General features: G+C 34.2%; 13 protein-coding genes and 1 tRNA gene. 13 read left to right on the forward strand and 1 reads right to left on the reverse strand.

All coding sequences use genetic code 11. From position 1 onward, the window contains the following. The 6 genes from JJQ60_RS01935 to JJQ60_RS01960 all read left to right on the forward strand — a co-directional run bounded on the left by JJQ60_RS01935 (position 1) and on the right by JJQ60_RS01960 (position 6969). The gene (locus JJQ60_RS01935; RefSeq protein ID WP_201916261.1) at positions 1-1164 is read left to right on the forward strand and encodes a formimidoylglutamase; all 1164 of its coding nucleotides are present in this window, start codon (positions 1-3) and stop codon (positions 1162-1164) included. A 110-nt stretch (positions 1165-1274) separates the two neighbouring features. After that, positions 1275-2651 carry a T9SS ring complex lipoprotein PorK/GldK gene (gene porK / locus JJQ60_RS01940; protein ID WP_201916262.1) on the forward strand — a complete coding sequence of 459 codons (1377 nt, stop codon included), beginning with the start codon at positions 1275-1277 and terminating at the stop codon, positions 2649-2651. A 74-nt stretch (positions 2652-2725) separates the two neighbouring features. Then, complete coding sequence (gene porL, locus JJQ60_RS01945; RefSeq protein ID WP_201916263.1) at positions 2726-3352, forward strand: type IX secretion system motor protein PorL/GldL; 627 nt, start codon at positions 2726-2728, stop codon at positions 3350-3352. A gap of 50 nt (positions 3353-3402) precedes the next feature. Next, positions 3403-4950: a type IX secretion system motor protein PorM/GldM gene (porM, locus tag JJQ60_RS01950; RefSeq protein ID WP_201916264.1), complete on the forward strand. Its 1548-nt coding sequence runs from the start codon at positions 3403-3405 to the stop codon at positions 4948-4950. A gap of 17 nt (positions 4951-4967) precedes the next feature. Beyond that, complete coding sequence (gene porN / locus JJQ60_RS01955) at positions 4968-5858, forward strand: type IX secretion system ring subunit PorN/GldN (protein ID WP_201916265.1); 891 nt, start codon at positions 4968-4970, stop codon at positions 5856-5858. A 64-nt stretch (positions 5859-5922) separates the two neighbouring features. Then, positions 5923-6969: an NAD(P)/FAD-dependent oxidoreductase gene (locus tag JJQ60_RS01960; protein ID WP_201916266.1), complete on the forward strand. Its 1047-nt coding sequence runs from the start codon at positions 5923-5925 to the stop codon at positions 6967-6969. On the opposite strand, the gene JJQ60_RS01965 is transcribed toward JJQ60_RS01960, so the two are convergent. Beyond that, complete coding sequence (locus JJQ60_RS01965; protein WP_201916267.1) at positions 6961-7347, reverse strand: DUF983 domain-containing protein; 387 nt, start codon at positions 7345-7347, stop codon at positions 6961-6963. The genes JJQ60_RS01960 and JJQ60_RS01965 overlap by 9 nt on opposite strands. Before the next feature lie 57 nt (positions 7348-7404). Here JJQ60_RS01965 and JJQ60_RS01970 point away from each other — a divergent pair, with 57 nt between their 5' ends. The 7 genes from JJQ60_RS01970 (at position 7405) to JJQ60_RS02000 (ending at position 16358) form a co-directional block, all read left to right on the forward strand. Beyond that, positions 7405-9327, forward strand: a complete 1923-nt coding sequence (locus tag JJQ60_RS01970) for an ABC transporter ATP-binding protein (RefSeq protein WP_201916268.1) — start codon at positions 7405-7407, stop codon at positions 9325-9327. Between the two features lie 221 nt (positions 9328-9548). After that, entirely contained in the window at positions 9549-10007 is a 459-nt protein-coding gene (locus JJQ60_RS01975; RefSeq protein ID WP_201916269.1) for a MarR family winged helix-turn-helix transcriptional regulator, read from the forward strand. Positions 10008-10187: 180 nt separating this feature from the next. Next, the gene (locus tag JJQ60_RS01980) at positions 10188-11342 is read left to right on the forward strand and encodes an efflux RND transporter periplasmic adaptor subunit (protein ID WP_201916270.1); all 1155 of its coding nucleotides are present in this window, start codon (positions 10188-10190) and stop codon (positions 11340-11342) included. Further along, a complete protein-coding gene (locus JJQ60_RS01985) occupies positions 11342-14566 on the forward strand; it encodes an efflux RND transporter permease subunit (RefSeq protein WP_201916271.1) in 3225 nt (1074 codons plus the stop codon). Before JJQ60_RS01980 ends, JJQ60_RS01985 begins: the two co-directional genes overlap by 1 nt. Then, entirely contained in the window at positions 14538-15932 is a 1395-nt protein-coding gene (locus JJQ60_RS01990; RefSeq protein ID WP_201916272.1) for a TolC family protein, read from the forward strand. The genes JJQ60_RS01985 and JJQ60_RS01990 overlap by 29 nt, the downstream gene beginning before the upstream one ends. 68 nt (positions 15933-16000) lie before the next feature. Next, positions 16001-16183 carry a CPXCG motif-containing cysteine-rich protein gene (locus JJQ60_RS01995; RefSeq protein WP_201916273.1) on the forward strand — a complete coding sequence of 61 codons (183 nt, stop codon included), beginning with the start codon at positions 16001-16003 and terminating at the stop codon, positions 16181-16183. Positions 16184-16285: 102 nt separating this feature from the next. Next, positions 16286-16358 (forward strand) — tRNA-Met (locus JJQ60_RS02000). Positions 16359-16395: the final 37 nt, after the last annotated feature.

Raw genomic sequence — 16395 nt, forward strand, 5'->3', positions numbered from 1 at the left:
ATGTCTTTCGAATTTCTTGCACCAGTTAGCGACTTAGTAGCAGCGCATACCAAGTTGCTTTCTGATCAATCATTAGGAAAACAAATAAAGGTTCATACTGCAGAAAACGGAATTCCTGATTTGGAAAAAGTCGATATTGCCATTCTTGGTATTCAAGAAAATAGAAACGATATTGATTTTTTAGGAGAAAAACTAAATTTCGATACGGTACGTAAGTCATTATACGAACTTTATCCTGGAAATTGGGGAAGCACTATTGTCGATCTTGGAGATGTGACTCCGGGTAATGAAGTTAGTGATACTTATTATTTGGTTCAAGAAGTTCTATCGTCTTTATTACAAAAAGATATTATTCCTATAATAATAGGAGGAAGCCAAGATTTAGTTTACGCACAATATAGATCTTTTGATATATTAGAGCAGATGGTAAACTTGGCTAATGTGGATAGTAAGTTTGATTTAGGTAATTCTTCAGAACCCATAACGAATACTTCATTTGTTGGTAAAATTATAGTAGAACAACCGTATAATTTATTTAACTATAGTAATATAGGATATCAAACCTATTTTAATTCTCAAGAAGAAATTGATCTTATAGAAAAATTATACTTTGATGCATATCGTCTAGGCGAGGTGATTTCAGATATGACCATTGTAGAACCAATTATGAGAGATGCAGATATTGTGTCAATAGATCTTGGAGTTATAAGTGCTACTAGTATGGGTGGGTTGGTTTTTTCACCAAATGGATTTGATGGAAGAGAGATTTGTGCTATTTCACGGTATGCGGGAATAAGTGATAAAGTAAAAAGTTTCGGGATTTATGAATTTAAAAATTTCAAGAACGAAGAAACTTCGGCTATGTTAATTGCTCAAATCATTTGGTATTTTATTGAAGGAGTCAATTTTAGATCTAATGAGATCAATATAAAGAGCCTAAAAAGTACGTTACATTATAATGTTCCTGTAGAAGATGAAATTTTGTCGTTTTATAAGAGCGCAAAAACAGGAAGATGGTGGATAGAAATACCATTTATTTCATCTGGTAATAATAAATTGAAAAGACATACGTTATTACCTTGCACATACAACGATTATGAGCGTGCTTGTAATCAGGAAATACCTGAAAGATGGTATAAGGCAAAACGAAAAAACGAAGTTTAACATTTTTATTAGGCAGATTTAAGGTTTTTTTTAGAAAAAAATTGTTTTTCTGAAAATAAATAAATAGGTTTACGTCCTTAAATCTAGAAGATCTTAACCTAAAACACGTTATGAAGAAATTTGTATCACTCTTTGCTATTTTAGCAATGCTCTATAGTTGTGGTGGAGGAGGAAACCGAGGAGAACTAGTCGGAGCACAAGGAAAAAAATGGCACCCACAAAAGCCGTACGGAATGGCCCTTATCCCCGGAGGATCGTTCATTATGGGTAAGTCGGATGATGACAAAGCGGCGTTGGCAAACGCACCTACCAAGATGGTAACTGTTCGTTCATTCTATATGGACGAGACCGAAATCACCAATAGTGAGTATAGGCAATTTGTAAATTGGGTTCGAGATTCTACAATCCGAATGAAATTGGCTATTATGGCAGACGAACTAGGTAAAACACCTGGTGATGATGGTATCGGAGAATATGCATTTTTAGATGCAGATACCGAGAACATGTCAGTCTACGAAAAATATATGTACGATAATTATAGTGGTACAGGAGAAACCGGTTACGAAGGTAGAGCTCTTAATAAGGATATCGATATCGAGTGGGATATTGAAGATTACCCAGATGAGTTTTATGCAGAAGTTATGGATACTATGTATATTCCTTTAGAAGAATCGTATAACGGTAGACGTACTTTAGATGTTAGTAAGTTCGAATTTAGATTTACCTGGATGGATATTCAGGCTGCGGCAAGAGCCCGTAAAGGTGGAAGAAAAGATTTTGTAAAAGAAGAAGTAATAAAAGTCTATCCTGATACTACGGTATGGATTAAAGACTTTAACTATTCATATAATGAGCCTATGCATAATGATTATTTTTGGCATAGTGCATACGACGATTACCCTGTAGTAGGAGTTTCTTGGGAACAAGCTAAAGCTTTCTGCAGATGGAGAACTATTGAGAAAAATACATTTCAAAAGAAAAAAGGTAAAGAATTCGTGAACTATTTCAGACTGCCTACAGAAGCAGAATGGGAGTATGCTGCTAGAGGTGGTCTAGAATCAGCTACATATCCATGGGGTGGTCCTTATGCTTTAAATGACCGAGGTTGTTTCTTGGCAAATTTCAAACCTCTTAGAGGAAACTATGCAGCAGATAACTTTTTATATACTGTCGAAGCCAAAACATTTGAGCCAAATGATTATAACTTATATAATATGGCAGGTAATGTTTCAGAGTGGGTACAGTCATCATATGATCCCTCAGCATATGAATACGTTTCATCAATGAACCCAAATGTCAATGATGATGAAAATAAACGTAAAGTAGTGCGCGGTGGATCCTGGAAAGATGTTGCTTATTTCCTACAAGTAAGTACCAGAGATTACGAATATGCAGATTCTGCTAGGAGTTATATTGGATTTAGAACCGTTCAGGACTATATGGGTACTGACGTGACTGGAGATGATAATACGCAGAATCAAAAATAAGTCCCAAAATTCTATCAACTTAATTACTAACCCTTTTTTTAAAATTTAGATTTAAAAAACAAAACAAATTTATTATGGCAAATTCAAAAGCAAGCAAAAAATTAATGAACATGGTATACGGTCTAGGAGCGGCCGTAGTAATTCTAGGTGCACTTTTTAAAATTATGCACTGGCCATTTGGTAATCAAATGCTTATTATTGGTTTGATCACGGAAGCTTTCGTATTTACAGTTTCTGCATTCGAACCTGTTGACGACGAATTAGATTGGTCTCTTGTGTATCCTGAGTTAGCAGGAGGAAATAAAAAAGATAAGAAACAAGACACTACTCCTGAAGGATTATTATCTAAAAAATTAGATGATATGTTAAAAGAAGCTAGAGTAGATTCTAGTCTTATGAGTAGTCTTGGTGATAGCATCCGTAATTTTGAGGGAGCAGCTAAGAATATTTCTCCTACTGTTGACGCAATACAAGGTCAAAAGAAATATAGCGAAGAAATGCAAAAAGCAGCTTCTCAATTAGAATCTCTAAATAGTCTTTATAAAGTGCAATTAGAATCTTCAGCATCTCAAGCAGAAGCTAATCAGGCAATAGCTGATAATGCACAAAAATTAAAAGATCAAATGGAAAGCCTTGCTAGTAACCTTTCTTCTCTTAATGGAGTATATGGTGGTATGTTAACTGCAATGAATAGAAGCTAGTTAACTTTTTAATAAATATTTTATAATAACTACCAAAATCTAAGAAGAATATGGCAGGAGGAAAATTATCCCCAAGGCAGAAGATGATTAACCTGATGTACCTGGTTTTCATCGCGATGATGGCATTAAATATGTCAAAAGAGGTATTATCGGCATTCGGTTTGATGAACGAAAAGTTAGCAGAATCAAATGTTATCTCTACAGAACGTAATAATGCGTTTATGACTGGTTTAGCTGAAAAAGTTTCTGAGCAACCTGAAAAATATACCCCTCTAAAAGAAAAAGCAGATCAAATTAGTGCTTTATCAAATGAGTTTAACGCATATTTAGATAAAATTAAATCTGAAATAACAGCGGATTTAAGTGATCCTACAGATTATGAAACCATGGACAAGTCTGTTACATTAGATCAGAAATTTTTTGCTGGAGGTAAAGTTACTCCATCGGCTCAGGAATTTCTTGATAATGTATCAAAATATAGAGATGGTGTATCTGCAGCAATCAAAGAAGTAAAAGAAGTTGATCCATCTGTTGCTAGCGATGTAGAAAAAACTTTTTCTACTAGTGATGTTAAGGATAGATCTGGAGTAAATAAGAAATGGTTAAATTATAACTTTGAAGGGTTCCCATTAGTGGCAACTTTAACAAAGCTTACACAGATGCAAGCTGATGTTAAAACTACAGAGAGTAAAGTGCTTTCTGCATTATTAGCAGGACAACAAGCATCTGAACTTTCTTTTAGCAACTATGAAGCAATCGTTGTTGCTGATAAAACTGCATTTTTTAGTGGTGAGAAATTTAAAGGTAGAATTGTTCTTGGACGTTTTGATGCTACTTTAAAACCAACCAAAGTTATGGTTAATGGTAAAGAGCAGACAGAGGTTCAGAATGGACAAATTATGCTTGATTTCCCAGCAGGAAATATTGGAGAAAGAGAAGTAGCCGGAGAGCTTGAGTTTAAAGAAGGTGATTCTATTGTAAAAATTCCAATTAAGAGTTCTTATACCGTTATTCCAAGACCAAATTCTGCTGTAATTTCTGCGGATAAAATGAATGTGGTATATCGTGGTGTAAACAACCCAATGACAATTTCTATCCCTGGAGTACCAAATGTAAATGCCTCTGCGCCTGGTTTAAGAAAATCTGGAGGAGCTGGTAAATACATGATGAATGTTACTACAGTAAAAGCTCGTACGGTTAGTATTAAAGTAAGTGGAAAACTTGCAAATGGAACTACGGTTAGTGATAGTAAAAAGTTTAGAATCAAAGATATTCCTAGACCAGTGGGAACTGTTCGTGGAGAAGATGGATCTATCAAAATGGCAAGAAATGCGTTAGAAATTTCTTCTATTGGTGCTATTTTACCTGATTTTGATTTTGATATTAAATTAAAAGTTACAGCGTTTAAATTTAAAGTTGAAGGACAACCAACTGTTAGTGTACGTGGTGGTAGATTAAATTCTAAAGCTAAAAGTGCGTTACGTAAGGCTAAAAGAGGTTCGGCTGTACAAATTATTGATATAAAAGCACAGTTAACTACTAACGCTGGATATAAATTAAAGAAAATATCTCCAGTAATTGTTGAGTTAACAAATTAAAAATAAACTAATTAGTTATGAATTTGAGAAATTTAATATTAACCATTTTAGGTCTATTCGTTTCTGTTATTTCATATGGTCAAATTAACGTTCTTAACGCTGATCAACCAGATGATATAGGAAAGAAAACAGAAGAACAGATTATGTACGATAATGATCATCCTTTAGAGTATGGTTATGTTGATAAGCGTGATGTATTATGGGCTAAAACAACTTGGGAAACTATCGATCTTGATGAGCGTATTAATTTTCCATTGTATTATCCTATCGATACTAATAATATTGGTGTGAACAGACGTTCATTATACGATGTATTAGTATCAAATATTAAAAGTGGTAAAATCAAGAATATTTACTCAGATTCATATTTTACAGAGACACGTACATTTCAAGATCTTGAGTCTACAATGTCAAAAATTGACACTACAGATTTAGGATATGAGCAGTATAATGCTGGAGAAGAAGTAGATCCTCAGTATATCAATAGAAGAGATATTAGTTCTGCAGATATTGCAGAATATAAAATCAGAGGTTATTGGTATTTTGATAAAAGACAGGGAGAATTAAGATATAGGTTGTTAGGTTTAGCTCCAGTAGCTCCTGATGTTAACTTTATCGATGATGACGAGCCAGATATGGTTGCTTTATTTTGGGTTTGGTACCCAGATGTAAGAGAGATTCTTCATAATGCTTCGGCATTTAATAGAAGAAATACATCCATGCCTTTTACGTTGGATCATATTCTTAATGCGAGAAGATTTAATTCTATCATTTATAAAGAAGATAATGAACAGGGTGACCGTTCGATTAATGACTATATCGTAGATAATGCATTAATGCAGCTTCTCGAGAGTGAAAGAATTAAAGAAAGCATCCGTAATTTTGAAATGGATATGTGGAGTTATTAAGCTCTGTAACTATATAATTATACAAACGCCCGGCAATTGTCGGGCGTTTTGCTATTTTTGGGCTATGTTAGATTATATCGTTGTTGGATTTGGTTTGTCTGGATTGTCATTTGTAGAGTATTTAGACAATGAAGAGCGCTCATTTGTTGTTTTTGAAGATTACTCTCAAAAATCTTCGAGAGTCGCAGGGGGGCTATATAATCCAGTAATTTTAAAACGATTTACACCAGCATGGCAGTCTTTAGAACAACTAAACAATGCATTACCATTTTATAAAAATATTGAAGATAAGCTTCAGGAACCATTAGTTTTTGAGCTCCCAATATTGAGAAGGTTTAATTCTGTTGAAGAGCAAAATACCTGGTTTGAAGCTTGTGATAAGCCAATCTTAAATCAATTTCTTTCTGCAAAACTCATAAAAAATACGAATACTGCATTAGACATTCCATATTATTTTGGAGAGGTTAAACGTACCGGAAGGATAGCAATCGAAAGTATGCTTTCTTCATATATACAATACCTCGATAAAAAGAAAAGAATACAATACGAGTCTTTTGAATACGAAAAAGTAATAGTAAAGGATGATTATGTCGAATATAAAGGCATTAAGGGGAGAAATATTCTTTTTGCTGAAGGCTTTGGCGTTAAAGAAAACCCATTTTTTAGATATTTACCGTTAGTAGGCAATAAAGGAGAGTATATTATTATAAAATCAAACGAATTAAAGCTGCAGGAGGCAGTAAAATCGTCTATATTCATTATTCCATTAGGAGACAACCTATATAAAGTAGGGGCGACGTATAATAACGAAGATAAATCTCCCGAGATTACTAGTAATGCACAAGAAGAATTACAAAAAAAACTAGAATCTTTTCTAAATGTAAAATATGAGATCGTGGACCAGGTTGCGGGGATAAGACCGACGGTACGAGATCGCAAACCATTGGTTGGAACACACCCCGAGTATCAAAATGTGCATATTCTTAATGGACTAGGAAGCAGAGGAATATTGATCGGTCCGTCTGTAGCAAAAGAACTGTATGATCATATTCAAAATGACGTTCCTCTTAATCATGAAATTGACATAAAACGTTTTGAGAAACTACGATAAGCTTTTTTCTTTATCATAATGCATGAAAAAGTTAATCCAGATGTTTCGTGATAATCTCAAGATAATCGGCAAAGAGACAATCATAGTCGCAGCAATTACAAAAAAAGTTGCTACAAGGTTCAGTTTGAAAACAAAATGACCAATGACAAAAGCTGCAACGGCAAATGCAATTCCAACGGGATAACTTACATACATCGCGCCATAAAAAAAAGAAGGCTCTATTTTGTATTTGGTATCGCAATGGCTACAACGTTCATGCATTTTTAAAGTTTCACTTAACTTATAGGGGTTAGAAATTTTATACATACTTTCTTTTTGACATACAGGGCAATTGCCTGTAAAAATGCTATAGATTTTAGTTCCTTTTAAGATGTTCATAAGCGTTTTTATTCTACGGTAAAATTAATCATCTTTGCACAAAATATTCAAAAGCTGATGTTAAACATACATAACTTATCGATTTCGTTTGGGGGTGAATACCTTTTTGAAGAAATAAGCTTCAGGTTGAATGCTGGGGATCGAGTTGGTTTGATTGGAAAAAATGGAGCAGGTAAGTCTACAATGCTTAAAATTTTATCTAAAGAGCAAGAACCTGACTCTGGACAATTGGCAATGGATAAAGAAGTGAAAATTGGTTTTCTAAAGCAGGATATCGATTTTACTCAGGGTAGAACAGTTCTTGAAGAGGCATATGAAGCTTTTATAGAAATTAAAAAGATAGAACGCGATATTGATAATATTAACCAACAATTAGCAGAGCGTACAGACTATGAAAGTGAAGGATATAATAAGCTTATTACTGAACTGAGTGATTTTACGCATCATTATGAAATTATTGGTGGGTATAACTATCAAGGAGAAACAGAAAGAGTTTTACAGGGACTCGGTTTTTCAAGAGAAGACTTTAATAGATTGACAGATACATTCTCTGGAGGGTGGAGAATGCGTATAGAACTAGCAAAGCTTTTATTACAAAATAATGATATTTTATTATTGGATGAACCTACCAACCATTTGGATATAGAATCAATTATCTGGTTAGAAGGTTTTTTGAAGAATTATACGGGTGTAGTAGTAATTGTTTCTCATGATAAGATGTTTTTAGATAATGTAACCAATAGAACTATTGAAATTTCCTTAGGACGCATTTATGATTATAATACTCCGTACTCAAAATATTTGGTGCTTCGAAAAGAAATGCGTGAACAACAATTGGCTGCTCAAAAAAATCAATCTAAACAAATAGAACAAACAGAAAAGCTGATTGAAAAATTTAGAGCCAAAGCCACAAAAGCTACCATGGCACAGTCGCTTATCAAAAAACTAGATAAGATAGAACGTATAGAAGTTGATGAAGATGATAATGCGGTGATGAATATCAGTTTTCCTGTGAGTATACAACCCGGTAAAGTAGTTATCGAAGCCGAAAAAGTTGCAAAATCATACGAGGAAAAGGAAATTTTGAAAGACATTAATCTCTTGGTCGAGAGAGGTTCTAAAATAGCCTTTGTGGGGCAAAATGGTCAAGGAAAAACCACATTAGCAAAAATTATTATTGATGAAATTTCGCATCAGGGAACTCTAAAATTAGGACATAATGTACAAATTGGATATTTCGCTCAGAACCAATCCGAATATTTGGATGGCGAAATAACAATTCATGAAACCATGATCAATGCTGCCAACGAAAAAAACCGAAGTAAAGTTCGAGATATGCTGGGGGCATTTTTATTTAGAGGTGAAGAAGTAGATAAAAAAGTTAAAGTACTTTCTGGAGGCGAACGTAATCGATTGGCATTGTGTAAAATGCTTTTAGAACCTTTTAATGTGCTGGTAATGGATGAACCTACCAATCATCTGGATATTAAATCTAAAAATGTGCTTAAAGAAGCGCTTAAAAGCTTTGAGGGCACATTGATCCTGGTATCTCACGATAGGGATTTCCTTCAAGGGCTTACCAATACAGTATATGAATTTAAGGATAAGAAAATAAAAGAATATCTAGGCGATATAGATTTCTATCTTGAGCAACGCAGAGTAGATGATCTTAGAGAGATTGAAAAGAAAGATAAACAAACTAAAGAATTATCAAACACTAAAGAAACGGCAAAACAATCGTATCAGGATCAAAAAAAACTAAAATCCCTTAATAATAAACTAAGCAATGTCGAATCTAAAATCAATAAGCTCGAAAGAGAAATAAAGGATATAGATTTAGAATTAGCAATCAATTATGATCAGACAATAGCGCAACCTAATTTTTTTGATGCATATCAATCAAAAAAAGATCTGTTAGCATCATTAATGGACGATTGGGAAAAAATCCAGGAAGAAATCGACTCTTTAACAGAAGCGTAATTATCAAAAGTATTTTTATTAATCTGTTAGTAGTTTAGAGGATAAATTATTGAATCGTCGCACTTCATTTGTGTTTTTTAGGATTATTCAAAAAACGATAAGGTTACCTTAATGTTACCTGAAAAACAATAGATTACTTTTGTGATATTTTTATTGCCAGTGGCGAGGGCAACTAGATTTTTATGAATATTTTTGTAGCTGTAAATTAAACAATAGTATTTATGAATAATACAAAAGCTATCGATTTAAATGCCCATGCATTATCCTGGGTAGGTAAAATTCATTATGATTTTGGGTTTTTAGTTCAAAAGGCATTTAGTGATAATGGGCTAGATCTATCCAAAGAACAGTGGAGTGTGTTAAAACGATTACATGTAAATGATGGGCAACCTCAAAATGATTTGGCTTTTATTACGCATAGAGATAAAGCGTCTATGACCAGATTGGTAAATACCATGGAGAGTAAAAAGTTAGTAATTCGAAAGAGCGATGAGAACGATAGGAGAGTTAATCGTATTTTCTTAACCGATTATGGAAAAGAGACGATCCAAAAAGTACAGCCTATAATGTACAATCTTATTCCTGCTGTTCAAGAAAGTTTAAATGAAGAAGAAATAGAAATCTTAATTACAGCGCTAAAAAAGGTGAAATCTAAGATAGCCGAGATAGCCGAAGAATAAAAGCATTTTTGTGCTTATTTTAATAGTAAAAAACATCTATTTAATAGATGTTTTTTTAGTTTTTGTAGATTGGTAAAAAGTGCCAATTAACTTTTATGAGTTCTTTAACGGCAAACTATCGTTGTTGTTGATAGCTTTGTTCAGGCTTTTGTAAGAAAAAACTTAAACAAAATTGCTTATATGAGAAACATAATACTTTCTATTCTGGGATTATTGCTAATTGCCGGAGCTATATTTTTTGCAAAAAAAATAATAGATAGTAAAACCAGGCCCAAACCCAGGCCAACCAAGGTAATAAAAACCGTTTTTGTAGATACAATACAGAATGAAACTATTTCAATTCGAATAGCTGCTAATGGTAATTTGACAGCAAAAAGAAGGTTAGAGTTGTACGCTGAAGTACAAGGTGTTTTTAAAGGTGGAACTAAGTTATTTAAAACAGGGCAGAAATATAGAAAAGGGCAAGCATTAATACGGATTGATGCCTCAGAATATTACGCAAGTGTACAATCTGCAAAAAGCAATTTGTATAACCTCGTTACTTCAATTATGCCTGATCTACGATTAGACTATCCAGAGATTTATGATAAATGGCAAACCTATCTAAATAATTTTGATATGAATAAGGTAACTCCTAAGTTACCCGAAACTACTTCAGAAAAAGAAAAATACTTTATTACCGGAAGGAATATTTATACGACATACTACAATGTAAAAAATCTAGAACAACGTTTAGCAAAGTATACTATTTCGGCTCCTTTTGATGGAGTGCTTACCGAAGCTTTGGTGAATGAAGGTACTCTAATTCGTCAAGGACAAAAACTGGGCGAATATATAGATACAGATGTGTATGAAATGCAGGTGGCAATTGGTAAAGAGTATGGAGATCTTTTGCGTATCGGAAAATCTGTTGAGCTTACAAACCTTAACAAAACAAAAGTATATACAGGAGTTGTAACTAGAATTAATGGGAGAGTAGATCAAGCGACTCAAACAATAACTGCATTTATAGAAGTGGCAGAACCATCACTTAAGGAAGGAATGTATCTTGAGGCAAATTTAGATGCTAAGAAAGAAGAAGATGCCATTGAAATTGATCGTAGCTTACTTCAGGAAGGCAATAAAATTTTTGTAGTAAGAGATAGTATTTTGGATATCGTTGATGTAAATCCAGTATATTTTTCTGATAAAAAAGTAGTCCTAAAAGGAGTGCCAAACGAAACTATAATTCTTGCTAAAAGTGTTCCTGGTGCATATGCTGGAATGTTAATTTCGGTGTATGGTTCAAAAAAAACAGGAGCTACAAATCAATCTAATCGAAATGCTGCACAATAATGAGAAAGGTAATAGCATATTTTATCAAGTATCATGTGGCGGTTAATGTCATCGTACTAGCATTTTTTGTTTTTGGGATTGTTGGGGCATTATCATTGAAATCTTCATTTTTCCCCCTGGTAGATTCTAAAATCATAAATATAAATGTTACATATCCTGGAGCTTCTCCTCAAGAAATAGAAGAAGGGGTAGTACTTAAAATCGAGGATAATCTAAAAGGCCTCGAAGGGGTCGATCGAGTGACATCAACCTCGCAAGAAAACACAGGAACCATAACCGTAGAAATTACAAAGGATGAAGATATAGATTTCATGCTTTTAGAGGTGAAAAACGCGGTAGATCGCGTACCGTCGTTTCCTGTTGGTATGGAACCTTTGATTGTAGGCAAGCGCGAAGAAATAAGACAAACGATTAGTTTTGCGGTGAGCGGAAATGATATACCCCTCGGAACCTTAAAACAAATTGGGAGACAGATCGAAAATGATCTACGTGCCATTGATGGGATTTCTCAAATAAGTGTTTCTGGTTACCCAGAAGAAGAAATAGAGATCGCCGTCGATGAAAATAATTTACTTGCTTATAATCTTAGTTTTAATGAAGTCGCTCAAGCAGTTGGCAATGCAAATATTCTGGTTACCGGAGGAAATATAAAAACGAATGCCGAAGAATATTTAATAAGAGCTAATAATAGATCTTATTATGGTGATGAGTTATCAAATTTGATTGTACGAGCAGATCCATCAGGTAAGGTAGTGCGATTAAAAGATGTAGCCCACGTAAGAGATCGTTTTTCTGAAACTCCAAACGCGTCATATTTTAATGACGATCTCTCTGTAAATGTTACGGTAACAAGTACCAATAATGAAGACTTAATATCATCTGCCGATAAGGTGAAAGTATATATAGACGAGTTTAATCAAAAATATAATAACGTTCAGCTTAATGTAGTTCGCGATCTGTCTATTACCTTAAATCAAAGAACAGCTTTACTTACCGAAAATGCAATTATTGGGATGATTCTGGTGCTAACTTTTTTATCCCTGTTTCTTAATACGAGATTGGCGTTTTGGGTAGCTTTTGGATTACCTGTAGCTTTTTTGGGAATGTTTATTTTTGCTGGTCAATTTGATGTCACCATTAATGTATTATCATTATTTGGGATGATTATCGTAATTGGTATTTTGGTCGATGATGGGATTGTAATTGCCGAGAATATCTATCAACATTACGAAAAGGGTAAGAGCCCTGTTCAAGCGGCCATTGATGGTACTATGGAAGTAATTCCACCAATAGTTTCGGCAATTGTAACAACCATACTTGCATTCTCAACATTCTTATTTTTAGATGGAAGAATTGGAGAGTTTTTTAGTGAAGTCTCGACCATTGTGATTCTTACTCTTGTGGTTTCTTTAGTAGAAGCCTTAATTATTCTTCCTGCGCATTTAGCACATTCTAAAGCATTAAGAGCAAGAAAAAATAATGTTCCTAAAGGCAGTATTGCTAACTTTTTTTCAAAAATGCGGTATATCAATGAGTTTGGAGACAAAATCATGAAATGGCTTCGTGATAAGATATATAGCCCTGCATTACTATTTACAATAAAAAATAAAGTGTTAACCTTTGCTTTTTTTGCAGCCGCTCTTATACTTACTATCGGTTCGATTGGAGGGGGCGTAATAGGAGTTACTCTTTTTCCAAGGATAGCAAGTGATAGAGTGCAGGTTGATTTGGGTATGCCTAATGGAACGAATGAAAAAGTTACAGACTCTATTATTTCAATGATAGAAGAAAAGGCATGGATTGTCAATAAAGAACTAACCGAAGAATTTTTGAAGGATGAAGAATATGAAGGCAAGGAACTTTTTGAGAATATTATAAAAAATATTAATGCCTCTTCTAGCGCATCATTAAATATTAATTTATTACCGGGAGAAGAGCGTCCTGATGTTATAAACTCAGCCCTGGTTGCTAATCGTTTGCGAGAAAAAGTGGGACCTGTTTTTGGTACAGAGCGATTAATCTTTGGATCTGGAGGTAATTTTGGTGGAAGCCCTGTATCGGTTTCATTGCTTAGTAATAATATCCAAGAATTGAAAGCCGCAAAAGCTGAATTGAAGAAGATTCTAGAAGATGATCCTAGATTAAAAGATGTAGCTGATAATGATCCAGCTGGGATTAAAGAAATTCGCTTAGAACTTAAAGAAAACGCGTATTTGCTTGGATTAGACCTGCGTAGTGTAATGAATCAAGTACGAGCAGGTTTTTTTGGGGTACAAGCGCAGCGTTTTCAAAGAGGTCAGGATGAGATTAGGGTTTGGGTGCGTTATGATCGAGAGAACAGATCTTCAATTAATGATTTAGATGAAATGCGAATTGCTACCCCTACAGGGAATAAAATTCCGCTAAAAGAGATCGCAAACTATAGTATAGAAAGGGGTGATGTAGCAATTAATCATCTAGAAGGACAAAGAGAAATTCAAATCTCTTCAGATTTAAAAGATCCCAGTCAAAGTGCTACTGATATTTTAGATGAAATCAGAACGATTGTAATGCCGGATTTGCAGGCAAAATACCCGACAATCACAGCTTCTTTTGAAGGGCAAAATCGAGAGGCCTCTAAAATATCTAAATCTGCAGGAGTTGTATTTCCAATTGTATTTTTCTTGATTTATATCACCATAGCATTTACGTTTAGAAGTTATAGTCAACCTTTATTACTATTATTGTTAATACCCTTTAGTTTGACTGCAGTAGCCTGGGGTCATTTTATTCATGGTTTTTCCATTAATATATTATCTGCATTAGGGATTATTGCGCTCATAGGGATTATGGTTAACGATGGTTTAGTATTGATAGAAAAATTCAATAGCTACCTTAGACAAGGCCTCACATTTAATAATGCTTTATACGAAGCTGGACGATCTCGTTTCAGAGCAATATTTCTTACTTCATTAACCACTATTGCCGGATTGGCACCTTTGCTGTTAGAAAAAAGCAGACAAGCACAGTTTTTAAAGCCAATGGCAATTTCTATAGCCTATGGAATTGGTTTTGCAACTATACTTACTTTATTAATGCTACCGTTATTTTTATCTTTTAGTAATAATTTTAAAGTAGGCACCAAATGGCTAATAACCGGAAATAAAATTACAAAAGAAGAAGTAGAGCGCGCTATAAAAGAACAAAAAGAAGAACATGAACAACAACCTGAATTGCAAATATAGTTACATAGGTGTATTGGTGTTGTTTCTATTTTTAATTTCGAGTCAGGCGATTGCTCAGAAATTAACAAAAGATGAAGCAATACGATTAACTTTAGAGAATAATTTTGGGATACGTATTGCAACTAATAATATAGAAGTTGCCAAAAATAATAAAGGAATCCTTAATTCGGGATATTTACCTTCATTGGTGGCTAATGCTGGGGCCAATTACCAATCGGCAAATAGTACTACATCTTTTCCTGGAGTTACAGAAAGAGTTCCTGTGGCAGGAACCACGGATACGATTACTCGCCCACGACCAGATATTGAAATCGAAGGAGCAGAGACACAACGATACAATGCATCACTAAATCTTAATTACACGTTGTTTGATGGTTTAGGTCGTTTCTATAATTATAAAAGGCTTAAAGAGCAATATAACCTTACAGAATTGCAAGCCAGGAGCACTATAGAAAATACCATTTTACAACTGTTTACGGTGTATTATGAAGTAGCCAGATTGTCTGAAAATGTAGAGATTCTTGAAGAGACCTTACGTATTTCGCGTGAGCGCGTTTCCCGATCTAATTATCAATTTGAATATGGTCAAAACACAAAACTTAATGTGCTTAATGCCGAGGTAGATGTGGCCAATGATAGTATTAATCTGCTCAATACAAAACAACAGCTGATCAATACAAAACGGGATCTTAATGTTATTTTAAATAATGATTTAGAAAAAGAATTTGAAGTAGATACGGTTATTCAGTTTACTCCAAAGATCGTTCTTGATGAGTATGTAGAAAAAGCAGAAGAAAATAATGTAACATTATTGCAAAACAAAAGCAACATACGCATAAGCGAATATGATATTAAAGTTAGTAAATCTGGATATCTGCCAACGATTGGTTTAACAGGCTCATATGGATGGAATGAAAATCGTAACCCTCCATCGGCATTCTTTCCTGGAAATATTGCTGATACCTATACCCTATCAGGAGGTATAAACCTAACCTGGAATCTTTTTGATGGAGGAAACACGGTTACAAGAGTAAAAAATGCAAGAATAGCATTAGATAATCAGGAAATCTCTCAAAATCAAATAACTCAGGAGGTAAAAAGAGACATCGCAAATGCTCTTGGGAATTATAAAAATAGATTGAATGTATATGAGATTCAACAGCAGAATGTACTGACTAATCAAAATAACTTTGAGCGTTCGCAAGAGCGTTTTAAATTGGGGCAAATCACTTCAATTGAGTTTAGACAAGCACAGATTAATTTGATTTTGGCAGAAACGAATAAGAATGCTGCAAAATATGATGCTAAAATTGCAGAGTTACAATTACTGCAACTTACCGGTCAATTACTTAATATAGAGTTTTAAGCGGTGTTGTTGTGTCTAGAAGTTGGCTTGTTAAAAGTATCTTTTTTTGATCCTAATTTTAAAGAATTATGTTTGAACACTTTTTTCAGTGCCCATACTGCTGGGAAGAAATTTCAATGTTATTAGACCCTTCCATCACCCACCAGGTATATGTAGAAGATTGCGAGGTATGTTGTAATCCTATAGAGTTACATCCTAGGTTTGAAACTCAGGAATTGATAAGTTTTAGTGCTAATAGTATCGAGCAATAATTATAACCTGCTTATTAGTAGTGGTTTGTGTTATTTTTTGAATTTTTTAATAAAAATAGTGTTGTATAACATAAAAATGGTTGTATATTTGCCGTCCAATAGCGCGGGATAGAGCAGTAGGCAGCTCGTCGGGCTCATAACCCGAAGGTCACTGGTTCGAGTCCAGTTCCCGCTACTAAGCAGAGCAAGGCTTTCGAGAAATCGGAAGCCTT

The organism is Aquimarina mytili (genome assembly GCF_016735115.1).
In the GTDB taxonomy this organism is placed as follows: domain Bacteria; phylum Bacteroidota; class Bacteroidia; order Flavobacteriales; family Flavobacteriaceae; genus Aquimarina; species Aquimarina mytili.